The organism is Pseudoalteromonas prydzensis (assembly GCF_001661495.1).
Taxonomy (GTDB): domain Bacteria; phylum Pseudomonadota; class Gammaproteobacteria; order Enterobacterales; family Alteromonadaceae; genus Pseudoalteromonas; species Pseudoalteromonas prydzensis.
Map to the genome: position 1 here is coordinate 1,033,908 of NZ_BDDT01000001.1, position 25,245 is coordinate 1,059,152.

General features: G+C 40.0%; 24 protein-coding genes. 13 read left to right on the forward strand and 11 right to left on the reverse strand.

Features of this window, described 5'->3' with window-relative positions; translation table 11 throughout:
* Positions 1–60: 60 nt before the first annotated feature.
* From A7968_RS04115 to A7968_RS04130, 4 genes are all read right to left on the reverse strand, one after another.
* Positions 61–465, reverse strand: a complete 405-nt coding sequence (locus A7968_RS04115; protein ID WP_064665283.1) for a DUF1801 domain-containing protein — start codon at positions 463–465, stop codon at positions 61–63.
* A 25-nt stretch (positions 466–490) separates the two neighbouring features.
* Positions 491–1,078 carry a DUF1287 domain-containing protein gene (locus tag A7968_RS04120; RefSeq protein WP_064665284.1) on the reverse strand — a complete coding sequence of 196 codons (588 nt, stop codon included), beginning with the start codon at positions 1,076–1,078 and terminating at the stop codon, positions 491–493.
* Between the two features lie 50 nt (positions 1,079–1,128).
* On the reverse strand, positions 1,129–1,971 hold the full coding sequence (locus A7968_RS04125) for an alpha/beta fold hydrolase (RefSeq protein WP_064665285.1): 843 nt from the start codon (positions 1,969–1,971) through the stop codon (positions 1,129–1,131).
* 214 nt (positions 1,972–2,185) lie between these two features.
* Positions 2,186–5,065 (reverse strand): insulinase family protein, encoded by a 2,880-nt coding sequence (locus tag A7968_RS04130; RefSeq protein WP_064665383.1) that lies wholly within the window; start codon positions 5,063–5,065, stop codon positions 2,186–2,188.
* A gap of 174 nt (positions 5,066–5,239) precedes the next feature.
* Here A7968_RS04130 and A7968_RS04135 point away from each other — a divergent pair, with 174 nt between their 5' ends.
* Complete coding sequence (locus A7968_RS04135) at positions 5,240–5,659, forward strand: MAPEG family protein (RefSeq protein ID WP_064665286.1); 420 nt, start codon at positions 5,240–5,242, stop codon at positions 5,657–5,659.
* 50 nt (positions 5,660–5,709) lie between these two features.
* Here A7968_RS04135 and A7968_RS04140 read toward each other — a convergent pair whose 3' ends face one another.
* Positions 5,710–6,447, reverse strand: coding sequence for a peptidylprolyl isomerase (locus A7968_RS04140; RefSeq protein ID WP_064665287.1), 738 nt, complete (start codon positions 6,445–6,447; stop codon positions 5,710–5,712).
* 261 nt (positions 6,448–6,708) lie between these two features.
* Between A7968_RS04140 and A7968_RS04145 the strand changes: the two genes are divergently transcribed.
* Complete coding sequence (locus A7968_RS04145; protein ID WP_064665288.1) at positions 6,709–6,906, forward strand: hypothetical protein; 198 nt, start codon at positions 6,709–6,711, stop codon at positions 6,904–6,906.
* 77 nt (positions 6,907–6,983) lie between these two features.
* Entirely contained in the window at positions 6,984–8,621 is a 1,638-nt protein-coding gene (gene ushA / locus A7968_RS04150; RefSeq protein WP_064665289.1) for a bifunctional UDP-sugar hydrolase/5'-nucleotidase UshA, read from the forward strand.
* Positions 8,622–8,661: 40 nt separating this feature from the next.
* Here the strand turns inward: ushA and A7968_RS04155 are convergent, their stop codons facing one another.
* Positions 8,662–9,597, reverse strand: coding sequence for a hypothetical protein (locus tag A7968_RS04155; RefSeq protein ID WP_064665290.1), 936 nt, complete (start codon positions 9,595–9,597; stop codon positions 8,662–8,664).
* On the reverse strand, positions 9,594–10,484 hold the full coding sequence (locus A7968_RS04160; protein ID WP_064665291.1) for a type 2 periplasmic-binding domain-containing protein: 891 nt from the start codon (positions 10,482–10,484) through the stop codon (positions 9,594–9,596). The genes A7968_RS04155 and A7968_RS04160 overlap by 4 nt, the downstream gene beginning before the upstream one ends.
* Before the next feature lie 219 nt (positions 10,485–10,703).
* Between A7968_RS04160 and A7968_RS04165 the strand changes: the two genes are divergently transcribed.
* Both A7968_RS04165 and A7968_RS04170 read left to right on the forward strand, forming a co-directional pair.
* Positions 10,704–11,558 (forward strand): S1/P1 nuclease, encoded by an 855-nt coding sequence (locus A7968_RS04165; RefSeq protein ID WP_064665292.1) that lies wholly within the window; start codon positions 10,704–10,706, stop codon positions 11,556–11,558.
* 43 nt (positions 11,559–11,601) lie between these two features.
* The gene (locus A7968_RS04170; RefSeq protein ID WP_064665293.1) at positions 11,602–14,757 is read left to right on the forward strand and encodes a TonB-dependent receptor; all 3,156 of its coding nucleotides are present in this window, start codon (positions 11,602–11,604) and stop codon (positions 14,755–14,757) included.
* A gap of 65 nt (positions 14,758–14,822) precedes the next feature.
* Here the strand turns inward: A7968_RS04170 and A7968_RS04175 are convergent, their stop codons facing one another.
* Positions 14,823–15,254 carry a MarR family winged helix-turn-helix transcriptional regulator gene (locus tag A7968_RS04175; RefSeq protein WP_064665294.1) on the reverse strand — a complete coding sequence of 144 codons (432 nt, stop codon included), beginning with the start codon at positions 15,252–15,254 and terminating at the stop codon, positions 14,823–14,825.
* Positions 15,255–15,383: 129 nt separating this feature from the next.
* Here A7968_RS04175 and hmgA point away from each other — a divergent pair, with 129 nt between their 5' ends.
* Positions 15,384–16,685 carry a homogentisate 1,2-dioxygenase gene (hmgA, locus tag A7968_RS04180; protein ID WP_064665295.1) on the forward strand — a complete coding sequence of 434 codons (1,302 nt, stop codon included), beginning with the start codon at positions 15,384–15,386 and terminating at the stop codon, positions 16,683–16,685.
* Between the two features lie 7 nt (positions 16,686–16,692).
* Positions 16,693–17,322: a maleylacetoacetate isomerase gene (gene maiA, locus A7968_RS04185; protein WP_064665296.1), complete on the forward strand. Its 630-nt coding sequence runs from the start codon at positions 16,693–16,695 to the stop codon at positions 17,320–17,322.
* A gap of 12 nt (positions 17,323–17,334) precedes the next feature.
* On the opposite strand, the gene A7968_RS04190 is transcribed toward maiA, so the two are convergent.
* Positions 17,335–17,568, reverse strand: coding sequence for a TIGR02647 family protein (locus A7968_RS04190; protein WP_064665297.1), 234 nt, complete (start codon positions 17,566–17,568; stop codon positions 17,335–17,337).
* 184 nt (positions 17,569–17,752) lie between these two features.
* Here A7968_RS04190 and A7968_RS04195 point away from each other — a divergent pair, with 184 nt between their 5' ends.
* Positions 17,753–18,055, forward strand: coding sequence for a DUF1496 domain-containing protein (locus tag A7968_RS04195; protein ID WP_064665298.1), 303 nt, complete (start codon positions 17,753–17,755; stop codon positions 18,053–18,055).
* A 60-nt stretch (positions 18,056–18,115) separates the two neighbouring features.
* Positions 18,116–18,379 carry a VF530 family protein gene (locus A7968_RS04200; RefSeq protein ID WP_084448010.1) on the forward strand — a complete coding sequence of 88 codons (264 nt, stop codon included), beginning with the start codon at positions 18,116–18,118 and terminating at the stop codon, positions 18,377–18,379.
* Between the two features lie 45 nt (positions 18,380–18,424).
* Here A7968_RS04200 and A7968_RS04205 read toward each other — a convergent pair whose 3' ends face one another.
* Together A7968_RS04205 and A7968_RS04210 are read right to left on the reverse strand one after the other, a co-directional pair.
* Positions 18,425–20,050: a diacylglycerol kinase family protein gene (locus tag A7968_RS04205; RefSeq protein ID WP_064665299.1), complete on the reverse strand. Its 1,626-nt coding sequence runs from the start codon at positions 20,048–20,050 to the stop codon at positions 18,425–18,427.
* Positions 20,051–20,321: 271 nt separating this feature from the next.
* Complete coding sequence (locus tag A7968_RS04210) at positions 20,322–21,323, reverse strand: branched-chain amino acid aminotransferase (RefSeq protein WP_064665300.1); 1,002 nt, start codon at positions 21,321–21,323, stop codon at positions 20,322–20,324.
* A 354-nt stretch (positions 21,324–21,677) separates the two neighbouring features.
* Between A7968_RS04210 and A7968_RS04215 the strand changes: the two genes are divergently transcribed.
* The 4 genes from A7968_RS04215 (at position 21,678) to A7968_RS04230 (ending at position 25,191) form a co-directional block, all read left to right on the forward strand.
* A complete protein-coding gene (locus tag A7968_RS04215) occupies positions 21,678–22,217 on the forward strand; it encodes a sigma-70 family RNA polymerase sigma factor (protein WP_064665384.1) in 540 nt (179 codons plus the stop codon).
* Entirely contained in the window at positions 22,214–22,903 is a 690-nt protein-coding gene (locus A7968_RS04220) for an anti-sigma factor (protein ID WP_064665301.1), read from the forward strand. The genes A7968_RS04215 and A7968_RS04220 overlap by 4 nt, the downstream gene beginning before the upstream one ends.
* 174 nt (positions 22,904–23,077) lie before the next feature.
* Positions 23,078–24,670, forward strand: coding sequence for a DUF4331 domain-containing protein (locus A7968_RS04225; protein WP_064665302.1), 1,593 nt, complete (start codon positions 23,078–23,080; stop codon positions 24,668–24,670).
* Positions 24,671–24,681: 11 nt separating this feature from the next.
* The gene (locus A7968_RS04230; RefSeq protein ID WP_064665303.1) at positions 24,682–25,191 is read left to right on the forward strand and encodes a cadherin-like domain-containing protein; all 510 of its coding nucleotides are present in this window, start codon (positions 24,682–24,684) and stop codon (positions 25,189–25,191) included.
* Positions 25,192–25,245: the final 54 nt, after the last annotated feature.

A 25,245-nucleotide genomic window follows, 5' to 3' on the forward strand; every position in this document is an offset into this window, starting at 1 on the left:
TGTCAGCGCGAGATAAACTCGCGCTTTTGCTCTTTATAGCGCGCAAGCAACCCATTTTATTTAAGCACCTAGCAATGGCAGGTGCTTTATTTTTTTATAGCGCAAAGCCAGCGATATACAATGCGCGAGCTCTTTACTTGGTAGCGTTTGATTGAGCTTAAACACCAAAGCACGGTTACCCTCATAGATAAACGTATCGCCATAAAGCTCTTTGAATGTTTCAATCAGTTTAGTTTTACAGTTAAAGTAAATACAAAATTGCCCAGCTGATTTTGGTTTGTGATCAAAACGAATGGTCGAGCCTATTTTTGAAATATAACTCGGTTCCCCCCACTTTAAAGTTTCTTCAAGCTCGGTGATGCCATCTTGCTTTGCAACACGGAATATAAGCTCTCGAACTTCACTTAAGACAACTACAACCTGTGAAGGGTAAGTCGTAAACTTTTGTTTTACTTGCTCATCCATGTGATCACCCTTGCTTAAAAAGCATTTACTCTGATAGCTGATACCGATAATGCCCGGTAATTTTATAGCGAAACAGCACGTCTTCACGCTGCGGCCCTGCCCCTATGTTATGCACAATAAGCGGCGTTTTGTTATCTACTGCGTATGTATCTACCACGATACCAATATGTGGCAAATTACCCGGCAGCATCCATGTAACAATATCGCCCGCTTTATAGGTATCAGCATTATTAGTTATAGGGAGCATTGTGCCATGGCGTTTAAAGAAGGTTTGTAAGTTTGGCACTCGGCGATGATCAATATTGCTATCGGGCTTAGTTAACCCCCATATTCTTTTTGAAGGATAAGAAGAGAAGTTATCGCGCATATCTTCATGCACTAATTTTTGTAAATCAACCCCTAGAGCTCTATAGCTTCGAATAATTACATCAGTGCACACACCAATATTGGCAGGTACGTCACCGTTTGGATAAGCAATGCGGTGATAAGCGCCGTCATAACGCACGTTTTGTGTTGTTCTATCATTTGCAGCGTTAACCAAGTCATCAGTAAATGAGTTGCTATAACTATAAGCAGAAAACAATAACAGCAAAAACCAAAGTACATAAGTCATAGTCATTCCTTGTAAATTTTAACGCTATTTAAACTTCAATAGCTATACAGTCATGGCTGCTTATTCTCATCCAGTATCTTCATTAGTCGCTTTAACTCTCGAAGCACCAGCATGGGCTCATCATTTTGAATAAAATGACCGCTTTTTTCTGTTAATACACTGCGCCCTTGAGGAAATTCAGCAGCCCAATTCTGCCACATCTCCCCCCACATCATTCGGCCCTTGTCTGTAAAAAACAAATTACTCGGTTCAGCCACTTTGCGTACTGACGCAATAACGGTGACAGGTATATCTTTAATCTGCGGATAGTCTGGTAAGGGCCGTTTACTCCAAAAATCTAAATATTGATTCGACATCCCATTTTCCATATCACTTAGTTTTATTTGCGCGATTTCTTTATTACCCTGCTCTAAATTTATGGCACGCAGTATATCTACATCGTGCTCAGAAGAAGGATCGAGCATGAGTAAAGCATTCAGTTGCTGTGGGTATTTTGCGGCAAAATCTCGCGCAACACTGCCGCCATAAGAATGTGCAGCCAGTACTATCGGCTCTGAAATATCCAGCGCCAACAAAAACTCACTAAGATGATCAGCATATTCCATTGAAGTGAAATGCCTTTTAATTGCGGTTGAATTACCATTACCAACACGCGAGTATCGAATAACCTTCGTTTGTTCAGCTATGGAACTAAAAACCGAGTTCCAATCATCTAGCCCTGCGCTACCACACGCCTCCAAAACAACAATTTGCTTACCACTACCTGCTATTTCATATTGCAACTCAAACTCTCCCACTTTCACAAATGCTGCTTTAACATTTGCAGCAAACAATAAAGAGAGAGCGAGTAACAAGAAGGTATTAGTATTAACACCTAGAGATCTTAACTGCATTGCATTTTCCTTTTACATTTTACATTTTAGCTTAGGTTTAACTGTTGGAGGTAAAATGCTCACTGAGCAACAGCCTAATTTCAAGCTCGCTTCGCTTAATTTCTTTAATTATCGATTGTCGGTTCATTCCCATAAACAGCAACAGCTTTATTCTTTACAAAAAAGCCCAAGCAATTGCTTAGGCTTATTGTAAATTAACACTTGAACCACTTAGTTACTTTTGCAGTTTAATGCCATTAAAGTACGTTTGTAGGTCTGTGACTTTTGTTTGCTTTGGTAAATCGGCAAACGGTTTGTCGGCAAATTTGCTACCACGAAGTTGTACGTTTAAACGCGCCGCTTGCGGGTTTAACATCGTTTGCTGGTAGTAGTCTTTGATATCTGCAAGGGTGACTTTTTCAACTTCTGCAATTAACTTCTCTTTTGAGTCAAAAGCAAAGTTTTCACGATACCAATCACCAATTAGCGGGCTCATTTCATCACTGAGGTTTTTAGGTTGCTCTTTGAGTGATACTAAGGCGGCATTTTTAAGCTGTGCGAAAGTCTCCTCACTCATATTATCAAGCTCAACAGCGTATTGCTTTTTAAACTCCTCAAAGCGCGCTTGCATTGCTTGAGCATCTTTAACCGGTGTTTGAATAAACAAGCCAATTGCTGAATAGTCTTCAATTGGGCGCGCTAAGCCACCTACCGCATAAGCCAGTTGCTCTTCGGTACGTAATTTATCAAATGCAATAGTACTAAAGTGACCTTGTAGCACTTGCGCTTGCGCTTTTTGCTTATAGCCTGCAATCGGGTGTACGGTCATATCAATAATCGCGACATCCGCCACATCTATATCTTTTTGCAATACGATGGTTTCACCAGGTTGCGGCAACCATGCTTTACTGCGTGCGAATTCAGTTGCTTTGTGCGCTGCTGGTAGCACAGCCGTTAGCGCTTTAGCAATCGACTCAACATCTTGCTGGTTGTAGTTACCAAACGTAAATACGCGTAGTTCGTTATTGCCAAATGTCTGCTGTTTGAGCTGCTCAAAATCGGCAATCGTTAATGTTTTAGCTGTATTTACTAATGCATCCGTATCAAAGCTACCTGTTCTGATCAGTTTTGAATATTCATCGAACGCTTGATAGAAAGGAAATTGTTTTTGTGCATTTAATAAAGCACGTTGGTAACGATCAAGTGCTTGTGCAAAGCCTTGCTCTGTCACTTTTACATTTATGTTTTCCAGCGCCTGTGCTAGTAATAAATCCTGTTTATCAGTAAAACCACTCAGTGATAAAATAAGGCCATTACTCGCTTCAAGGCCCACACTCATACCAGCAACTGCGGCTTCAGTACTGAGTTTACTTTGTTGTAGGTTATATAAATCAGCCCATACTGAGTAAAGTACTTTTGCTTTGATATCCGTCAATGCATCCGGCGTATTTAAATAAACTTCAACTAACCCTTTAGGTTGCTCGGCAAAGTTTTGACTGGCTTGACGCCATACTTTTACGCCATTTTTATCATAGACCAACGCTGGGTGCTTTTGCTCAGTAAATTGCGCAGTTTTAATTGCAAAGCTCTCTGGTAGTAAACGGTTTACAGTTGGCAATGCTAACGCAAATTGGCTTGGTTTACTCCAGCTGGCGATCTCTGTATCGCTGATATCTTCAATGCGGTATTTACCATCGTAGAAATGCAATTGCGAGTCAGTTTCTTCTTGTTTCGAGGTATACCAAATACGTAGCGTATCAGCATTTAATTGCTTAAGTACTTTATTAATGGCAGCGGCATCAAATTTAGCATAATGATATGGCGCATTGATCGCATGATTAAGCGGATAATCCTGCATACTGCCAGCAAGATTACTGACATAGCCGAACTCATCGCCTTTTTCTAAGAATTTAAATTCATTATTAAGTGAAGTGCGAATTTCGTTAAAGTATTTACTATCCACGCCTTCTTTTTTTATTAGGTCTATGTATTGCATAATCGTTGCGACGATTGTTTCGCGATTTTTCATGCCTTCATCAGTTAATTGCACATCAACTGTCAGCGCGCCATAGTTACCGTAATGAGTTGGCGTTGCGCTGGCCGATAATTGTGAAACCCAGCCTTTATCACGCAAAATTTGTGCAGGGCTGCCCTGCATTTCATTACTGAGCAAATACGCGACAAAACGATTTGGTTTAACCGCAAATTCATCGCTATTATCGGTAATGGTAAAATCAAGTTGTAGCTGTTTTACATCTTCATTTGGCGAATAATGTACGCGTTTACCACCTACATTTTCAAAGTCTAATTTTTTAGTAACGGTTGGCTTGTCGATTTTTTTATCTTCAATATCAGCAAAGTACTTTTGTGCTTTGGCTTCCATTTCTGTCAATGGCAGGTTTGAAATCATTGCCACTTTCATGATGTTAGAAGAGTAATATTTATTATAAAAATCAACCGTCTCTTTATGTAATGAACTACCTTCTTTATCACCGAGTGTTTCAAGGTTACCGATTAAAAAGCGGTTGGCAGGATGGTCCCCCATCATTTTACGGGCAAGTTTAAACTGACCAAAAAAGTCCATTTCACGGCGCATTGACCATTCGGCGTTTACTGCGTTTTTTTCTTTATCTGTGTATTCTGGATAAAGCTTAGGAGACTTAAAGAAATCAGCAAAACGATCTAGTGCTTCGTCATAAGCATCGTTATTAACTTTAAACATGTAGTTAGTGATATCAAGCCAAGTATAAGCGTTGTGCGCGCCACCATTTTTGGTCATAAAGTCAGAGTACCCTTTGGTATCTGGGTAACGCTCTGTGCCTAAAAATAACATGTGTTCTAAGTAATGTGCCATTCCCTGTTGACTCATTGGATCATGTAACAAACCAACTCCGACACTAAGCGCAGCGGCTGATTTTTCAGCCGTTGGATCTGAGACTAAAATTACTTCAATTTCATTTGCCAATTTAAGGGTTTTATATTGGCGAGTATCATTTGGGCTAATTACCAGAGTATCTGACAATAATGCGGTTTGTTGTTGTACTGAAGTGGTTGTGGTACCACAACCACTTAATACCGCTAGGGCAATCGCGCTTAGAGTAATTATTTTTTTCATATCGAGAGTTAATCCATCACTTGTTTTATTATTTGAATGATCAGTAAATATCAAAATGCATGCAATCATTTTCCTATATACTTTGTAACACATTGTAAATTGCAAAAACAAACTGTTAGTCTAAACAAGCAATTGAATAGCCTTACACAAAAATAATTAATAAAGGAAACTAAAATGGAAAAATATCTATTACTTGCTATGTTCGCTCAAGTCATGCTGACTTTTACAGTCATGGTGGTAATGGGCCGGCGACGCTTTAGTGCCGCTCGTAACAAAACAATTTCAATGCAAGATTTTGCCACCATGCAATTAGATAAAGCGGGCGATGATGTGCATATTGCGGGTCGCAACTTTATAAACCAGTTTGAAATACCTGTGCTGTTTTTTGTTGCCAGTGTGACAGGGCTACAACTCAATGCTGCAGGTTACGTGTTTGTCGCTTTAGCATGGGGATTTGTGATTTCCCGCGTCATTCACAGTATTATTCATTTAGGCAGTAATAGCGTAAAACCGCGTTATTATAGCTTTTTGCTTGGCTGTTTACTGGTTTTAACTATGTGGGTGTTATTAGTAATGCAGGTATTTGCACTTTAAACCGTTACCTTTGCTATCGGGACATATAACCCGATAGCAAGCACATACTATTAAGCTACACGGCGACGCTTAAAGCACAATAATAATAATGGTAATAACCAGCTCATACTACCACTTGAGCTGTCACTCGCATCAGGCTGAGTCGGATCGTTAATTAGGGTGTTTTCTTTCGGTGATAGATTTACTGAAGAGTTAGGATCATCGTCCAGTACAACAACGCTGTTGATAGCCACTAAGTTGGCGATCGTTAAAGTCGTATCCGCATTTGCGCACTGCTCTTTTGTAATATCCACTACTGGAATTTCGCCACAATGCACTAACGCCGAAATCTTATCAAGCACCGCGTAGCTATCTGGGGTAAGTTGACCAAAAACAGTAAAACCCCCATTTTGCTTATCTAAATTTGCACTATTATCTTTAAGATTAAAAAACCATTGGCTAGTCGCACTATTTGCATTATTGCTTAGTTTAGCCATAGCAACAGTGCCTTTAACATTCGACAGCACAGGCTCATTCATAACGGCTGGAGATGTTTCTATCGCTTCAAAATCATCAGTAAACTTAAACCCGCCACCTTGAATGATAAACTTCTCTATCGAGCGGTGGATCACGGTTTGATTATAGGCTTCACTCTCAACATAGCTTAAAAAGTTTGCTACTGTTTTTGGTGTTTGTTGATCAAATAAATCAATTTTAATTGTCCCTTGTGAAGTTTGCATTTCAACCACAGTCGCGTTGCTTGCAAACGCTGCTGTAGCTAACAAGCTACCCAGTAATAGTTTTTTCATTATTTTTTTGTCCTGAAGAATGTTGTGTTAATGTAAATACGATGCAAATAGTAAAGAATCACTGCACTAAATACGATAGCAAAACGTACCTTTAAACAAATCAGACCGAATTGATTACATTTAAATTACATGTAGTTACATTCCATTGTTATTCACTCACGTTATAAGTACGTTTTATTTAAAACGAAATCGTCTTAATAGCCTGATTTATTTTGTTAGTATGATTTCAACACTAAAACACACACAACAGGATTAACTGCCATGTCTAATAAAGAACAGCAGATATGCGATTTCGGCTTACATCAGGGCGAAGCTTACACTAAGCTACCAGCTAGCTTTTTGAACTGGATGGTGGGTAATAACCATGAAAAATCAGCATTGGCAGAACAAGAATTACAACGACGTCAATTAGCCGCAACTGGAAAATTAAATTTCCAAGACGATATGGAAATAGAATAATTACGTTATTTTGCAATAAAACTAGTTTAAACTATGCGCTTGATGAACAGCAGAACACTGACAACACGGGTCACATTATGCGCATATTTATTTCACTCTTTCTGTTACTAAGCATCAGTGCATGCACTAGTAAGCAACTTTCTCCTGCTCCACACTCATCGACCGATGAAATTTACTATCTCACGATTTTGCATACCAACGATAATCATGGCCGTTTTTGGCATAACGAAAAAGGTGAATACGGCATGGCTGCACGTAAAACCTTAATTGACCAATTACGTAATGAAGCCAAACAAAAGGGTCATGCTGTACTATTGCTTTCCGGTGGTGATATAAACACAGGTATTCCCGAGTCTGATCTACAATTTGCAGAGCCTGATTTTAAAGGGATGTCACTAATTGGTTACGATGCTATGGCAATTGGTAACCATGAATTTGATAATCCATTAAGTGTTTTAAAACAACAACAACAATGGGCAAACTTCCCACTACTATCTGCAAACATTATTGATAAACAAACTGGCAAAAACGCCTTTGAGCAATACAAGATTTTCGACAAGCAAGGGCTCAAAATTGCGGTTATCGGTTTAACCACCACCGACACAGCTAAAATTGGTAATCCTCAGTATATTGGTGGCCTAGAATTTAAAGAGCCTGTGGCAGTGACTCAAGCTTTAGCTGATAAAATCAAGCAAAAGTACCAACCTGATATCACCATTGCGGTAACCCACATGGGCCATTACGTCGATGCTAATTATGGGATTAATGCCCCTGGTGATGTGACACTGGCACGCTCTCTTGAAAAAAACACTCTTGATATGATCATCGGTGGTCACTCGCAAGAACCAGTGTGCATGGCAAGCGAGAATACAAACGACGATAACTTTAAACCCGGTATGGCATGTAAACCTGATCAACAAAATGGTACCTGGATCATGCAAGCCCATGAATGGGGAAAGTACGTTGGTAAAGCTGAATTTAAGTTAGAAAACGGCCAGCTCACTTTGCTTGACTATAAATTACTGCCGGTAAATTTATACATTCATCAAGAACAAGCAGACGGCACTACAAAACCGGTACTCGCAAATGAGTATATTACGCCAAACCCTGAGTTAAAGGCATTTCTGGCTGATTACCAAGCCAAGGGAGCAAAACAGATTGAAGGTAAAATTGGCTATGTTGATGCAAAACTTGAAGGTGATCGTAATAAAGTACGTTATCAGCAAACCAACTTAGCTCGCGTTATTGTGCAATCACAAATGAATGTTGTTGGCGCCGATTTTGGTATTATCAGCGGCGGTGGCGTACGTGACAGTATTGCTGCTGGTGACGTTAGTTATAAAGATATTTTAAAAGTTCACCCATTCAAAAACCGCATTGCGTATATCGATTGGCAAGGTCAAGATTTGTGGGATTACCTAGAGGTTATTACCCGCTTCCCTCCGGATTCAGGGGCTTACTTGCAGTACCATAAATTGAGTTTTGAACGTAGCGATAACGCACTGACTAAAGTGATGATCAATGGTCAGAAACTCGATAAAAGTAAAACCTATCGCATGAGCATTAATAGCTATAATGCATCTGGCGGCGATGGTTATCCGGTATTAGTAACACGTAAAGGCTATGTCAGTACTGATGAAACAGATGCGCAAGCGCTGAAGCGTTTCTTTACTGAAAATAGTCCTGTTAAAGCGAGTGAGTTTGCTCCTCAATAATACCAAGGCTGTTCTCACTTTCACTGAGAACAGCCTTCCTCTATTTACCAATTACTTCAATATCAGATACTTTTATATTCGATAACCCATAGCTATGTAACCGCGACCGCGATCCTTCACCATGTGCCTTAGGCGGATAATAAATATCTTTCAGCTCTGGGTGATCAATCAGCAGCTCATCCAATGCCGCTCTAATTTCACTCAAGGTTTTTTCCAAACTATTGGTAAAATTTGGCCGCTTACGGATCGTGTGACCAAGCTGAGTTAAGCGGTAAAAATACTTATTCGCCAATTCAATTAACTCATCCGGCACATCTTTGTTTTGATTGAGTGTTATTGTTGGATGCTCAACACAAAACTCAATTAAAGCTAAATAAAAACACAGTGGCTTGTTAGCTAATGCAACCGCTAATTCGTGGTTAGTATTCAAGCCTAACGTTTTATTATTTAGATCAATTTTGACAATTAAAACAATATTTTCGGCTTGCTCTTGGTTATCCTTATTAAGCGCTGACAATGAATTAATTTTTATGTCGCGCATTCTAATTAAAGCAATGATAAATGCAGATGCCAAAGCGCCCATCAATACCACCACAATAAAAAAAGCAGTGCTATATTGATGTGCCTGCGAAAAAACCACAGTTATTTCTCTACTTGGCGTGACAAGTGTGTTTGTAGCCATCCGCTCATCAACAGCTTTTATTGAAATACCATCAATAGCGACTACTTCAACTAAGTTACTGAGTTTGAGTTGCTGGTTAAGCTGGTTTATATATTGCTTAATATCATCTTCACTACCAGAGTGACTCAAAAATGCATTCGCCAAATTTATGTGCGGTAAATCTAACGCAATGCGATTTAAAATCTGTAATTGAGCTAGCTTCTCTTGATGCTGTGTTTGTACAGTGTTTGCCATAAAAAATACGGCTAATAACATGCTGAATACACTGCAAAATATACTAATATATTTTTTCATTTTTGCTTACCAACAAACAGTGCTGATTGGCCATTGCATTGCCAATAGGATTCAACATGATTGAAATATTGAGAATTTTGTTCTTTTGACAATGACATTAATCGACCTTGTACAGCGCACAGTAGATCGGTATTTTCCGATTGCATTTTTAAAAACCAGCGACTACCACTGATATTATCGCTGATCGGTGTGATGTAATTTTTTGAAAACAATGCTTGATCGCTCTCTTGCCAATAAGATGATATTAAATCAACACTTCCAGTTGCTAATAACTCCCTTAATTCTTGATGGGAACTTGCGTAAGTAATCGTTAAGTTATCGATATTAATATCTAATTGTTTAAACATCTGTTTCGGTAGTATATGCCCAGAGCGACTAGTGGGATAATCTAATAAGCCTATACGTTTATCTAAAAAGTACTGTTTCTCAATTTTTGGTTTTTCTTTGCTCGAAATAATAAACGCAGTGTAACTGGGAAAGCCAACCACTGCTTTATAGCTGTAAGTAGTTTTCGCCATAAACGCATCCATTAGATTTTCTTTCGCAAGGATCAGGTCAGCAATTCCTTTACCTAAAAAGTCTATGGTATCCGATGACTTATTTCCCCAGTAAGTAGCAACTTCACCATATTGTTTTGCCACCACAGCATCATCACACAGAACATTTGTGACATCACTCGCCATTGATTTAATTGGTACATACACAATTAGCACATTTTGATTTGCAGCTGACGTTGTTTGGCAACGCACTGATGTGTCTACAAATGTTGGTATCTGCTCATTACCACTAGGCGCACTGATATTTCCTGCCCACCAAAACAAACCTGCAAACAGAAACAAAACTGTAACAATCAGTGTTTTTAAAGAAATTAATCGTACTCGATTCAAAGTTTACTACCAGTGTTATTTAGCTCCCCTCTATTTGACCAATTTAAATTACTTATTACAACAGGTAATTTTACCCAACAAACCTAAATATTTGTTTTTATTGTTATTTCAATAAGAAATTATGAATTTTATTGAGTCCTTTCTATCTTGCTAGAAAATCAGGACAATTGGTTCTAGCAATATTGACTCAGTTATGAACTACAGTTTGGAAAATGACAAATGTTACAAAAAATAGGTAACTTATTGATCAGTGCGGGTAGCTTGATTTTGTTATTCACCAGTAATAGTGTTTTTGCATGGGGCCAAAATGGACACAGAATTGTTGCGCAAGTAGCCAATTCCCATTTAACTCCAGCCACAGTTAAAGCATTAGAACCGCTACTTGAAGGCGAAAGCTTACCGCAAATAGCGACTTGGGCTGACGAAATGCGTTCTGCACCCGGTGAATTTTGGCAAAAAAAATCATCTCGCTGGCACTATATCAATGCTGATGCTGCCACTTTAAATAATCCTCCTTCTCATCACTCTTCAAAAGAATCCGTCTCTAATATCCTTGATGCCTTACTTTTTAATATTGACGTACTCAAAGATACAAACAGCTCAATAGACGCAAAAAGATTCAGTTTACGTTTTGTTGTACACTTAGTCGGCGACAGCCATCAACCATTTCATGCTGGAAGAAAAGATGATCGTGGTGGCAATAATATTTCTGTCACATTCTTCGGGCAGGATACCAATCTGCATAGTTTGTGGGATTCAAAACTTATCGAAAACGAAAATTTATCCTACACTGAATTTGCTGGTTTTATAGACACAGATAATAAACAGTTGATTGCCGAGTACTTACAAAGTACACCAGTTCAGTGGCTACAGGAATCACATAACATAGCAAACTCTATTTATGATCAGCATGAAACAAAAATCAGTTATCAATATATTTATAAGAATATGCCAATTATAAAAACCCGCTTACAGCAAAGCGGAATAAGACTTGCCGGATTGTTAAACTTAATTTTTGACAGTTCAGCACAACCGTTAGTAAAGGCACTGAAGATGCCCGCTAACATAAATTAAAATCATTAAACTAAACATAACCTTAACACGGGAAAACAACATAATGAAAATTCAACTACGCAAAACAGCACTTTCACTCGCTATCGCAGCTTGTGTTGGCGTAAGTGGCGCAGCGCTTGCAAATGAGACGACCTCTGCAATTAAAGGTCAGATCAAAGGCCCTAACGGTAACCCTGCTGCAGGCACAAAAATTACTATTGTTCACATTCCATCAGGTTCAACTAAAGAAACTGAAACTAATGATGCTGGTTACTTTACTGCAAAAGGCCTTCGTGTTGGCGGCCCTTACAGTGTTGTTGTTGATTCAGATGTATTTGCTGACCAATCATTCAATAACATCAACCTACAAGTAGGTGCTGATTACCCAGTAAACGTAACGCTTGAACCACAATCTAATATCGAACAAATAGTAGTAACAGGCCGTGCAATTAGCACTATGTCTGGCGGTACAGGCCCTGCTGCAACATTCACTTTAGAAGATTTAGAAAACACGCCTGCAATCAACCGTGACCTACGTGATATTATACGTATTGACCCACGTGTAACAATTGATGACAGCCGTGGTTCTATTAACTGTGGCGGTGGTAACCCTCGTTTCAACAGCTTAACTTTAGACGGCGTTCGTATGAACGATAACTTTGGTCTAAGCTCAAACGGTTACCCTACTATCCGTGCTCCTTTCTCTTTCGATGCAATCGAACAAGTTGCTGTAGAACTTGCACCATTTGATGTGCAATACGGTGGTTTTACGTCATGTAACATCAATGCAGTAACAAAATCAGGTGGTAATGAAATCCACGGTGGTGTGTTCTTCGATTACACTAATGATTCAATGAAAGGTGACAAAATCGAAGGTGAAAACGTTGATAACGGCGACTATAGTGAAAAACGTTATGGCTTCAACGTTGGTTTACCATTAATTAAAGATAGCCTTTTCTTATTCACATCATATGAAAAACTTGAAGGTGTTCAACAATTTAACTACGACCCTTTAGGTTCAAGTGTTTCAAATGCAGATCTTGCCCGTATCCAACAAATCACACAAGATGTGTATGGTTATAATGCAGGTGGCATGCCTGCAAGTTCACCTGTTGAAGATGAAAAAATCTTAGTTAAACTTGATTGGAACATCAACGATTCGCACCGTGCAAACTTAATCTATAACTACAATGATGGTTATACGTTATCGCAATCAGATACCGGCAGCACTCGTCTTTCTCTAGATAGCCACTTCTTTGAACAAGGTGCTGAATTAACATCAATTGTCGGTTCACTTTACTCTGATTGGAGTGATAACTTCTCAACTGAAGTTCGCTTAGGTAAATCTGAACTTGATGCTCGTGTACAGTCACTTGATGCAGCAAGCAGCTTTGGTGAATTCCAAATAAACACCGCAGATGGTGGTACCGTTTACATTGGTCCAGATGACTCTCGTCAATCAAACGACTTAAACTACGATACTACTACAGCTAAAATTGCTGGTACCTACTACTTTGACCAACATACAATTACTGCTGGTTACGAGTATGAAAAGTTAGACGTATTTAACCAATTCGTGCAACATACTCAAGGTGAATGGAACTTTGACTCAATTGATGATTATGAAGCAGGTATTGCTGCAGATGTGTTTTACAACAATGCGGCAGGTACGAATAACCCAAGCGATGCTGCAGCAAGTTTTTCATACTCACAAAATACATTTTATATTCAAGACGAGTATAGCTTCACGGATTTAGATGCGTCTTTAACATTTGGCTTACGCTATGACCAATATTCTAGTGATGATAAACCGAATTGGAATGCAAATTACACCAAGCGTTATGGTTTTAGAAACCAAACGACTTTTGATGGCCTTGATCTACTCCAACCACGTGTTGGTTTTGAATGGTATGCTACAGATGCGCTAGAAGTACGAGCTGGTCTGGGTTTATTCTCAGGCGGTAATCCGAATGTTTGGTTATCTAACTCATACTCAAATGATGGTATTACAAATATTGGTACTGATCGTGAAAACGTTGATTTATTCAACACTCCTAATGTAAATAATGGAAGACCAGGTTTCGAAGTACCCCAAGAAATGTTTGATGAGGTTGCAGGTATTCAACCAGGCGCAGGTGATGCTTCGGTAAATGCAGTTGATCCAAATTTTGAAATTCCTTCAGAATGGAAATATTCAATTGGAGCCACTTATACTACTGAAGATGAATATGTAATCGCACTTGATTATCTTTATACTAAAAAGCGTGATTCTGCGACTATTGTCGATTACGCACTTCGTCAAAAGCAAGATGAGAATGGATCACTTTTATATTCATTTGATGGCCGTCCATTATATGAAGGCAAGCCAGATCCATTAAGCTCAGATCCTGACGCTAGACGCTCTGGTGATTTACTACTTACTAACGTTGACGGTGATAGTGGGGACGCATCTGTTATTTCTGCTGCAATTAGCAAACGTTATGATAACGGTGTTAGCGTGCAATTTGCCTATGCGTATACTGATTCTGATGATGTAAACCCAATGACCAGTTCAGTAGGTAGTTCAAACTATGGTAATTTAGCAACTTCAAATCCAGGTAATCCTGGTGTAGCAAGTTCTGATTATGAAATTCCACACCGCTTTACATTAACACTTGGTTACGCTAACGAATTCTTCGATGGCTACAGCACGCGCTTTAATCTATTTGGTGAAGCATACAAAGGATTGCCTTACAGCTTTACCTATAATAATAGTGATAGCAAATTCGGTGATATTAACTCAAATCGTTCACGCCAGTTACTTTATGTACCACTTGAAAACGATCCTAATGTTGTTTACGACGCAGATTTCGATAAAGCAGCATTTGATCAATTCATCGAAGATGAGAATCTAAAACGCGGGGAAATTTCTGGTCGCAATACTCAGAACGCTGATTGGTTTGTTAAGTTTAACTTTAAAGTAACTCAAGAAATCCCTGGCTTTATGGAAGGTCATAAAGGTGAAGCGTTCTTCGTTATTGATAACTTAACTAACATGCTAAATGATGACTGGGGCGTACTTAAAAAAGGTCCTTTCGTTAGTTCACGTATGTTAAAAACATCAATTGATGACCAAGGTCGCTATGTGTATTCAGACTTCACGCCAAATAGTGCAAATACCACTGTTCAGCGTAATGCCTCTGTATGGGAAATGCGTGTAGGTGTTCGTTACACTTTCTAATTTGCTAAGTTAACTTACAAATTAACGTAATTTTAAAGCCCATCATTTTTGATGGGCTTTTTGTTTTATTCAGCTAATTTACTCGTTAACTTATCTAAACAGTTAAGTAGAGTTTGATACTCAGCGTTACTTAAAACTTCTAATAAGTTCTTCTCCCACGCCAAAGCCGCTGGTGCTAATTGCTGATACACACTCAAGCCTTGCTCACTGAGTTTTAATAAACTCGCGCGTTTATCATCAGGATTTACTACACTCATTACATAATGTTTGTCTATCAAGGCTTTGATGGCTCTTGATACGGTGGACTTGTCCATCGCTGCTTGCTCACACAATGCTTTTGCGTTGCTCTGCCCAAACTGGGCTAAATTAAACAAAATACGCCACTGAGGAATGCTTAAATCACTTTGTTGCTGGTAAACAGGTGCAAACTGTTCACTCATTTTACTGGCGAGATTAGCCAGTCGATACGGTAAAAAAGTCTCTAAATCGAGTGCCATGGTGGATATGTCCTTTAATTTACATTCACAATTTAGCTGTTCATAAATATGTACAGTGATAAAAACTGTGATGTTTGAATTTAGTCTCACTTGAGAGTATCTTACAGTAAAACTAAAAGGAGTCGAGTGATGACCAGCGAATTAGAATATATGACCGGATTTGGTAATGAGTTTGAAACCGAAGCCTTGCCAGGTGCCCTACCGATCGGCCAATTTAGCCCACAAAAAGTAAAATACGATTTATACGCAGAGCAATTTAGTACCACTGCATTTACCGCGCCGCGTGCTGATAACCGCCGTACTTGGATGTATCGTATTCGCCCCTCTGTTGTACAAGGTGACTATAGCGCCATCGATAATGGTTTAATTCGTACCGCACCAATCACTGAAGTACCAACGCCACCAACAATGCTTCGTTGGAACCCGATTGATATTCCGACTACGCCAACCGATTTTATTGATGGTTTGATCACTATGGCTGCAAACGGCAGCGCCAATGGTCAAACCGGTATTGGCATTCACGTTTATGTAGCGAATAAATCGATGACTGATCGCTTTTTTTATAATGCCGACGGTGAAATGTTGTTTGTCCCTCAACAAGGTGAACTATTACTTAAAACTGAATGCGGTCATTTAACCATTAAAGCTGGCGAGATTGCGGTGCTCCCTCGCGGTATTAAATTCCAAGTAGTGCTATTAACTGATACTGCCCGTGGCTATATCTGCGAAAACTATGGCCATGCCTATGTGTTAGCTGAGCGTGGTCCGGTGGGCGCAAACGGTTATGCTAATGACCGTGACTTCCAATACCCTGTTGCAGCATTTGAAGACAAAGAAGGTGAGTTTGAACTGATTGCAAAGTTTAACGGTAATATGTTCCGTTGTGACATTGGTCATTCACCGCTTGATGTAGTGGCGTGGACAGGTAACAGCGCGCCGTATAAATATGATTTATCTCGTTTCAATGTTATGAATACGGTCAGCTTTGATCACCCTGATCCATCAATATTTACAGTACTCACTTCACCATCAGGTACTGAAGGCGTTGCTAATATTGATTTTGCTATTTTCCCACCGCGCTGGATGGTAGCAGAGAACACCTTTCGTCCACCGTATTATCACCGCAATATTATGAGTGAATTTATGGGCTTAATTGAAGGCGTGTACGATGCCAAAGAGCATGGCTTTGTGCCCGGTGGCATGAGCTTGCATAATTGTATGTCGCCACATGGCCCAGAAGCCGACGTATTTGAAAAGGCCTCAAATGCTGAGCTTGCGCCACAACGCTACGAAAACACCCTCGCATTTATGTTTGAGTCTCGTTACATTATTTCGCCAACTAAATACGCCCTTGAAGGCAAACAGCGCCAACCAAACTACACTGATTGCTGGCGTACTATTAAAAAACATTACAGCGGCCCACAAGGATAATTACAGTATGAAACTTTATAGTTATTTTCGTTCATCAGCGGCATATCGTGTACGTATTGCCCTTAATTTAAAAAATATTCCCCATGAATTGATCACCGTTAATTTATTAAAGTCAGAACAACAAGGCAGTGAATACCTTGCTAAAAATCCTCAAGGATTACTGCCAGCACTAGAAACCGATGAGGGTGTGCTGGCGCAATCTATGGCTATTTTAGAGTACCTTGAAGAAACGCATCCAGAAACCCCGCTATTGTTTGGCAACGCATGGCAAAAAGCACACATCCGCAACCTATGTTTCGCTATTGCCTGTGATATTCACCCAGTAGATAACTTACGTGTGCTTAAGTATTTAAGCGGTGAGTTAGGCGTTGATGATGAGGCTAAAAATGCTTGGTATCGTCATTGGGTTGAAGTGGGTTTTGAAAAACTAGAGCAATTACTAAACAGTAACCACGACTATTGCGTAGGTGATAAACCAAGTCTTGCCGATGTTTGTTTAGTACCGCAAGTATTTAATGCATATCGTTTTAATGTAGACATGACTGCGTACCCCAAGATAGCAGCCATTTATGAACGTTGTAACAAGTTGGCAGCGTTTATCGATGCTGCACCACAAAACCAGCCTGATGCAGCCTAAAGTTAAGTAATTTTAGCTACTCAAAGCACTGTGGAGCACGGTTACGTGCTCTATCAAGTCTAAGCCCAGATCCGTTAAATATCCGCCATCTGGGCTATCAATAATACCTTTATCAAATAATCGTTGTGCCGCACTTAATAAGCTTTCATCTGCGTCACTGTGTAGTTTTAGACCCTGCATTTTGCTAGTTAATGGGAATTTTGCTAACAGTGTAAATTCGTCAATCATGGTTTGGTTAAATTGCATGTGTTCACCTTATCTTTAGAAAATTATTTTTTTGTAGATTATTTACCCTAACACATTTTTTTGCCAAGTCACCCTAAAACCCCTAGGGCTGGGATTTAAAGCATTTAATTCCAACTGAAACTAGTATTTTTAGGTAACTTAGGTATAAGCTTAGTGTAATTATTTTTTTATGCAAAGGCTGAACATGCGAATTTTAAGTATTATAGGTGTTTGTTTTATTTGTTTTATTTACTCTGTAACTAGTTTTAGCAATACGCCAAAAACAACGTTTTTACTCAATCCACAAGAGGCACTTACTCAGCAGTCAATTTGTTGGTTTGAAGATAAACGCTACAGTGAAGGAGCTATTATTTTGATGGCTGATGTACGTGTGATCTGCACAGCAAAAACGCCAAGCCATAATAATAGTCCATTGACTTGGTTAATGCTCAATGAGCAAAATGAAATCATTTATCCAAGTGCGCCTAAAACAATTCGGGTTAACTAATTGGTATCAATACTCAGTTACGCTACAATAGCAGCGACTTTTATCAAGCAACTGTGAATTATGAATCAACAAGCAAACAACCCATTACATGGTATTACACTTGAACAAATAGTAGTAAAACTCGAGCAAACACTCGGCTGGAGAGCAATGGGTGAGCACGTTGATATTCGCTGCTTTAAATCAGATCCGAGCGTAAAATCAAGCCTTAAGTTTTTGCGTAAAACGCCTTGGGCACGTACTAAAGTTGAGCAGTTATACCTAGATCACTGTGTTGATACACCACCACAAAACAGCGGTTTTGTTTGGCCTAGCATTAAAAAGTAGGAACACCCATTGCGCGTTATAGCTTATAACGCGCAACAAGTTCAGTTACTCGACCTGCTCCGCACAGATCACCGCCAGCGATTGCGGGGTAATTTCAATAGTTAGTTTATCAGCGCTTTTAACTTCACCATCAAGTACATATTTTATTTCCTCTGTCGCTGATATTTCAACACGACGCGCATTGGTATGATGTGAATTGATAGCAAAATGGGCCTGAGTGATACTACTAAAGACCAGCTCGGCAATACTCAACACATTAGCGGATGCATCTTGGTTAGGAGTGAGCCAATTCACATCAAGCAGGCCGTCATAGTGGTCAGGTTGCCCGCCGCCTTGTGCTAATAAAGTGGTAAAAGGTGCTGCATTAGCAACAATTAAACTATTGGTATGGATTTGTTGCGGCTGGTTATCATCTAACTGTACGGTAAAATCTTGGGCTTTTTGTTCGCCTAATGCCTGCCAAAACCCTTGTAAATATGCGAACTGGCCCAGCTCGTTTTTAGTATCCCGATCTGCTTTTTCAATCATGTGTTGTTCAAAGCCAATCCCTGCCAACAGCAACATTAATTCACCATTACAGTATGCTGTATCCATTAGCTTGGTCTGCCCGTCGATAATTAAATCACACGCCACTTCAACCGGGATCAGTTTAGACTTAATACCCATCAACACATGCGCTAATGCGTTTGCAGTACCTAAGGGAATAATACCTAGTTTACAGTCGCTATTGACTAGTACGCTAGCTACTTCTGCCACCGTACCATCTCCACCGCATGCGATGACCATATCGGGATTTTCCGCAATAGCTTGTTTTGCTAGCACAATACCGTTTTCATCCACTGACGTGCAAAGTACTTTTAAATCATAATAAGTAGATAAACGGGCAATAATTAAATGCTCTTTCTGTTGCCACAACTTGGTACCAGATACAGGGTTAGCAATTAACACTGCTTTATTTTTAATAAGTAGCTCACCTTTGCGATGGCGCTTAACTAAATGGCGCAGTTGGTGCTTATTTAAGTTTGCCGTTGCGCGGGTTTCTTTTATTTGTGCAAGCACCTCATGTACATCGGCATTTTTGTCTTGGCTTAATAAATAGGCTGCCATCACAAACACTGAACGCCCACGCCCTAAAGCACAGTGCACCACGACGCGACGATCATTTTTAACATGATGAGCAATCCAGTTAATGGCTTGATTTAATTGCGATGATGTTGGCGCACGATGATCAAGCACAGGAATATTTAAGTAGTTTATATTCTCTTGGGTTGATGACCATTCGAGTCCATCAAATTCACAGGTTACATCTAAAATAGCCGTTATACCGTTGTCTTTTAAACTATCGATATCAGAGGGAAACAAACGACACGCTAAAAACAGGTGCTCATTTATTTGCTGCAGTGGCGGTACTTTATCGCGTTTACGACTCCATGCATTGTACACTTGTGCGCCAAGTAGAAAAGGAATGAATGCCCAGCGGATATAAAATGGAATAACGCCATTTTCTCGTTTGCGGAATATTTTTGCGAGATTAAAAAAGTAGGCGCCACTGACCAACAATAAAGATAACGCAGTCCAGTAAAAGAGTACTGAAAAATAGCTTGGACTAACCTGCCAACCCATAAAAATAAATATAATTGCCAATAATAAATAACTGATTGCTGCCCACATACATATTCCTTTTTGTTGTTAGTTTTAGCAGACAGTAGCTGCAATTTATACGCCACTGACACGGCTTAAGAAAAATTAAATTTCATATATATTTCAGGGTATTAAAATCTTATGCTACTTGTACTGCGATGCTCGCTTTTTTAAAACGGTTATTTTTACACACCAATACACCTAACTTACACAGTTAAAAGTATAGGTTATTAAATAACTTAGGCATAAAAAAACCTAAGTTATAAAACTTAGGTTTTTATTAAAAACATATCGTGTAACTTTACACGTCGATTTTAGTCAACCAGCCATGCTTATCTTGTGCTTTGCCCCATTGAATATCATTCAATGCTTGGCGCAAACGCATAGTTGTTGGGCCCGCTTCACCAGTGCCCACTTTATACTCTTTATCATTATGAATAAAAGTACCAACTGGAGTAAGTACCGCAGCCGTGCCTGATAAAGCAGCTTCAGTGCCAGGCTTTGCAGCACGCTCTAGTAACTCGGTAACTGTAAAGTTACGCTCTGAGACCGTCATTCCTAAATCTTTGGCAATCGTTAAAATACTGCTGCGGGTAACGCCGTGTAAAAACGTGCTATCTAATGCTTTAGTAATGATCTCATTACCATCAATTAAGATAAAGTTTGCAGCGCCAGTCTCCTGCACATCACCACCAGGGCAAAATAAGATTTGATCAGCTTTATGTTGTATACGAGCCGCTGTAATAGGTGCTAATGCACTGGCATAATTACCACCACTTTTGATCATACCCATATGTGGGGCGCAGCGCATACCGTCTTCTTCAAGTAATACTCGTAGTGCAGTTGCACCACCTGCAAAATAATCACCTACTGGTGATAATAATACATATAACAGCGAGCTAAGTGAGGGAACGGCCGCTTTACCAATCGCAGCTTCTGTGCCGATATGGGTAGGACGAATATACATAGAGCCCGGTGGTAATGGTGTTTCATCAGCGTATTGACGAACAATATCGATAATCATTTTCTCAAGCATCGGACCATCGACTTCAGGCAAGCTTAATAAGTGTGAACTTTGCTTCATACGGGCAATGTTTGCATCCATACGGAAAATGTACACTGAACCGTCTTCATGACGAAATGCTTTTAAGCCTTCAAAACAAGTACTTGAATAATGAAGAACATGTGCCCCAGCATGTAGCTCAATTTTATCTGAAGGAACAACAGAGCTTTCGCTCCAAGTATTATCAGTAAAATGAGCTTGAATCATCTGCGGCATAAATACAGTACCGAATGCGGCCATTTTAATCTCTCTTATGTGGTCTATTTTTACCCCATTGTATACCTGTTTAGCAGCCACTAAAACAAGGTATTTAGTGAGATAAAGGTGATTTTTTATAGTTTATGCAAAAAAATATCTTTTATTGTTTAAATCACAGCAGTCACCTCAACTAAGTGAATAAATAGTGGGCAGCTTAACTTACGATACAATGTTAATTAAAAGTTGATCCTAGTAACTTGCTAAGCCGTATTTAGCTGCTAGGCTAAGTGATGGAAAATAATGAAAATAAAGTTAAACCCTCATCATTTAGTTGGTTTTGTGCATCCACTTGACGTTATCAAACGTTTACTTAATGAAAAGAATAATAGGAACTCTATGGAAACTGACGAATTGTTACCTCTGCTTAGCGCAACGGCTCAGGGCAATAAGCAGGCATTTGCCAAGTTGTATAATGCCACAAGCCCAAAACTATTTGCGATTAGTTTAAAAATGCTAAGTAATCGTGCTCATGCAGAAGAAGCCTTGCAAGATGCATTTGTAAAAATTTGGCATAACGCATCGGAATATCAAGTCACTAAAGGGACTGTGATCAGTTGGATGATCAGCATTGTTCGATACCGAAGCTTAGACTCATTGCGCTATCACAAAGTGCGCAAAGAACAAGCTTTAGATGACGATTATGCTAGCGCCGACGACCTCACAGATCTGCCATTAGAAGTTGATTATGAAGATGGCAGTAAACTCGTTGATTGCATAGAGCAACTAGATGAACAGCAAAAACAAGCGATCCACTTAGCCTATTACAAAGGCTTAACTCACAGTGAGTTAGTTGATCATATTGAGACCCCGCTTGGCACAGTAAAAAGCTGGATCAGACGCGGTTTGCAACAGTTGCAAAGGTGTTTAACGTTATGAATTATGACAACCAAAAACTCATCGATATGCTTGCTGCAGAGTATGTATTAGGCACACTTAAAGGCCCTGCCCGCAAACGTTTTCAGCGCTTGATGCTCTCATCTAATCGCGTAAGAGAAGCGACTTGGATGTGGGAGCAGCACTTAAATAACTTAGCCAGTTCAATCAAATCAGTGGCGCCAGATAGCCATGTGTGGGAGAGAATCTCACAACGGATTGAGCCCCAGCAAGTGACGCCGTCGAGCAAGGTAATTACACCTAAAGCCAGTATTTGGAAAGCATGGTCGTTAATTGCCACCGCGGCGAGTATTGTGTTGGCATTGATTGTTTGGCAGCCACAGTCTCCTGTTGAGCAATTAACACAACAAATTGCGCTGTTTAAAGATGCTAGTGAACAGCCACTGTGGTTTATTGATGTTAACGAGCAAGGTTTATCAATAAAAGCCAGCGATAAATTAACTGCCAGAACCGATAAAGACTATGAGTTATGGATGATCTTAAAAGGTCAAGATGCGCCTATTTCTCTTGGTTTACTTCCAAAAGACGGGGTTAAATCGCTATTGAAAGATAGCCGTTTTAACGCGCAGGATATTGCATTACTCGCCGTAAGTTTAGAACCCATTGGTGGCTCGCCAACAGGCTCACCTACCGAAGTGTTATACACCACTGAGTTGATTTTACTTTAAATCAACCAGTACCACGAAATAAAAAGCCAGCACTTGCTGGTTTTTTATTTAATTAAAATCAACAACATGGAAATAAATATACATTAAATTAATATTTTTTACTTTTTATTGCATCCAATGGTAATTACTTCGCGTATTAGTAGTGACCACTATTTAAAACTAAAGGATACAGTCATGAAAGCTTTAACTCCGTCAATCTTAGCAGTTGTAGTATGTAGTACCTTAGTAAGCGCACCAACAGAAGCATCCAGTCATCGTGAAGCACCGAATATCAGTCGCTTCCCGACTTTAGATTCAACCGATTTCTATGCATTTAATAGTTATGAGCAAGGCCGTGGTGATTATGTCACGCTAATTGCTAACTACATTCCACTGCAAGATGGCTATGGCGGGCCAAACTACTTTGCTATGGACCCTGATGCAACTTACAGTATTCACATCGATAACGATGGTGATGCTGTAGAAGATATTACTTTTGCGTTTAACTTCAAAAGTATGCTGCCAAATGATAACCAAGGTGTTGCATTAACCGTTGGACCAGAAGGTAACCAACGCACCGTTGCTGTGCCGCTGAAAAACGTCGGTGGTGTTGCTGCTGGTAATAATGCAGCGGTTAACTTTAGTGAATCATACACTATGACCATGATCACCGGTGAGCAGCGCTCTGGTAGTAAAACCATGCTGACCAATACCATGACCAGCACTAATGAGTTTCATAAGCCGCTAGATTATATTGGCGATAAAACGTTCTCATCAATGGATGGTTATAAAAGCTACGCAGCACAGTTCGTCTATCAAGTTGCCATCCCTGGTTGCGACGGTATGGCAAAAGTATTTGTTGGCCAACGTAAAGACCCGTTTGTGGTGAACCTTGGCAAAACCTTCGATTTAGTAAACTATGTACCTGTTGAAGGCGATAGTGCGCCAGGCGCCGCTGATGGTGAGGGTTTCCCTGGTGGCATCACCCAAGATGTAGCAAACGATGACTTGGCAGATAAAAACGTTACCGCGATCGCCGTAGAAGTACCTAAAACCTGTGTCACAGGTGAAGGGAATGGCACTATCGGTACTTGGACAACGGCTAGCTTGCCACAAGCACGCATCTTAAACCCAAATGCTAAATTTGCTAGCAATGCCGCTAATGGTGGCGCATTAACTCAAGTGTCTCGCTTAGGTAATCCACTTGTTAATGAGTTAGTTATTGGTTTGAAAGATAAAGATACGTTCTCTACCTCTGCACCTAAAGATGACGGACAATTTATTGACTACGTCACGCATCCGTCTTTACCTGAGCTGTTAAACATTTTATTCAAAGATGCAGTTAACACCACCTTAGGTGCCAACCTCGAAACGCTAGCACCTACTAATTTCCCACGTAATGATTTAGTTACGGCGTTTTTAACGGGCTTCCCGGGTGTAAACCAGTTAGCTACGGTAACCGGTGCGGAAATGTTACGTTTGAATACTGCAATCGCAGCAAAAGCGCAGGCTGATCAATCTGCCTTTGGTGTGGCTGGTGATGATTTAGCAGGTTTCCCAAATGGTCGCCGCCCTGGTGATGACGTAGTTGATATTGCACTACGTGTTGTGATGGGTCGTCTATGTTACCCAATCCCAGTTAACGGTACTGACACAGATTTAGGCCTATGTACTTCTGATCAAGCCAGTGTTGGTAATGTACCGTTCACAGATGGTGCACCACTTAACGCAACCATGATGGATGCAAGCTTCCCTTACTTAGCAACACCGCTTGCTGGGTCTAAATAAGGAGAACACTCATGCAACACTTTAAATTATCACATCTAGGGTTACTGCTTGCTGCGCTTACGCTCAGCGCCTGTAACGATGACGACGATAACAAAGTCACTACGCCACCTAAAGTTAATAAAGCACCTACCGCATCTGCAGCTATGGTGACCACACAAACTGAAGTGGCAATTGAAGACATGCTCGAAGGGACTGATCCTGAAGGCGATAGCCTGACGTTTAGCCTAGTGACCGAACCAATGTTAGGGACTGTGGTTGTCAACAGTGATGGCAGCTATACCTACACACCTAACCTTGAAACGACCGGTTCAGACAGCTTTACTTTTGCAGTAAGTGATGGTGTAAACAGTCAAGTAACAGCAATGGTCGATATCACCATTGAAACACTTGAAGTTGATTTTGCACAAATTGGCCGCGCGGCGTTTAACCAAGCCGCCACCGATAAACCGCTGAGCATCAATGGTCGTACGTTTACCAATGCAGACGATGCCGACTTTGATGATCTGTTAGGCAACAATTAAACCATACGACAGCAAATCTTGCAGGCCATGGATGGCCTTTTTAAGGAGAACAAC

Bases quoted from the DNA above. Each gene is read 5' to 3' on its own strand.
- A7968_RS04115 (WP_064665283.1), bottom strand. From the start codon at position 465: ATGGATGAGCAAGTAAAACAAAAGTTTACGACTTACCCTTCACAGGTT.
- A7968_RS04120 (WP_064665284.1), bottom strand. From the start codon at position 1,078: ATGACTTATGTACTTTGGTTTTTGCTGTTATTGTTTTCTGCTTATAGT.
- A7968_RS04125 (WP_064665285.1), bottom strand. From the start codon at position 1,971: ATGCAGTTAAGATCTCTAGGTGTTAATACTAATACCTTCTTGTTACTC.
- A7968_RS04130 (WP_064665383.1), bottom strand. From the start codon at position 5,065: ATGAAAAAAATAATTACTCTAAGCGCGATTGCCCTAGCGGTATTAAGT.
- A7968_RS04135 (WP_064665286.1), top strand. From the start codon at position 5,240: ATGGAAAAATATCTATTACTTGCTATGTTCGCTCAAGTCATGCTGACT.
- A7968_RS04140 (WP_064665287.1), bottom strand. From the start codon at position 6,447: ATGAAAAAACTATTACTGGGTAGCTTGTTAGCTACAGCAGCGTTTGCA.
- A7968_RS04145 (WP_064665288.1), top strand. From the start codon at position 6,709: ATGTCTAATAAAGAACAGCAGATATGCGATTTCGGCTTACATCAGGGC.
- ushA (WP_064665289.1), top strand. From the start codon at position 6,984: ATGCGCATATTTATTTCACTCTTTCTGTTACTAAGCATCAGTGCATGC.
- A7968_RS04155 (WP_064665290.1), bottom strand. From the start codon at position 9,597: ATGAAAAAATATATTAGTATATTTTGCAGTGTATTCAGCATGTTATTA.
- A7968_RS04165 (WP_064665292.1), top strand. From the start codon at position 10,704: ATGTTACAAAAAATAGGTAACTTATTGATCAGTGCGGGTAGCTTGATT.
- A7968_RS04170 (WP_064665293.1), top strand. From the start codon at position 11,602: ATGAAAATTCAACTACGCAAAACAGCACTTTCACTCGCTATCGCAGCT.
- A7968_RS04175 (WP_064665294.1), bottom strand. From the start codon at position 15,254: ATGGCACTCGATTTAGAGACTTTTTTACCGTATCGACTGGCTAATCTC.
- hmgA (WP_064665295.1), top strand. From the start codon at position 15,384: ATGACCAGCGAATTAGAATATATGACCGGATTTGGTAATGAGTTTGAA.
- maiA (WP_064665296.1), top strand. From the start codon at position 16,693: ATGAAACTTTATAGTTATTTTCGTTCATCAGCGGCATATCGTGTACGT.
- A7968_RS04190 (WP_064665297.1), bottom strand. From the start codon at position 17,568: ATGCAATTTAACCAAACCATGATTGACGAATTTACACTGTTAGCAAAA.
- A7968_RS04195 (WP_064665298.1), top strand. From the start codon at position 17,753: ATGCGAATTTTAAGTATTATAGGTGTTTGTTTTATTTGTTTTATTTAC.
- A7968_RS04200 (WP_084448010.1), top strand. From the start codon at position 18,116: ATGAATCAACAAGCAAACAACCCATTACATGGTATTACACTTGAACAA.
- A7968_RS04205 (WP_064665299.1), bottom strand. From the start codon at position 20,050: ATGTGGGCAGCAATCAGTTATTTATTATTGGCAATTATATTTATTTTT.
- A7968_RS04210 (WP_064665300.1), bottom strand. From the start codon at position 21,323: ATGGCCGCATTCGGTACTGTATTTATGCCGCAGATGATTCAAGCTCAT.
- A7968_RS04215 (WP_064665384.1), top strand. From the start codon at position 21,678: ATGGAAACTGACGAATTGTTACCTCTGCTTAGCGCAACGGCTCAGGGC.
- A7968_RS04220 (WP_064665301.1), top strand. From the start codon at position 22,214: ATGAATTATGACAACCAAAAACTCATCGATATGCTTGCTGCAGAGTAT.
- A7968_RS04225 (WP_064665302.1), top strand. From the start codon at position 23,078: ATGAAAGCTTTAACTCCGTCAATCTTAGCAGTTGTAGTATGTAGTACC.
- A7968_RS04230 (WP_064665303.1), top strand. From the start codon at position 24,682: ATGCAACACTTTAAATTATCACATCTAGGGTTACTGCTTGCTGCGCTT.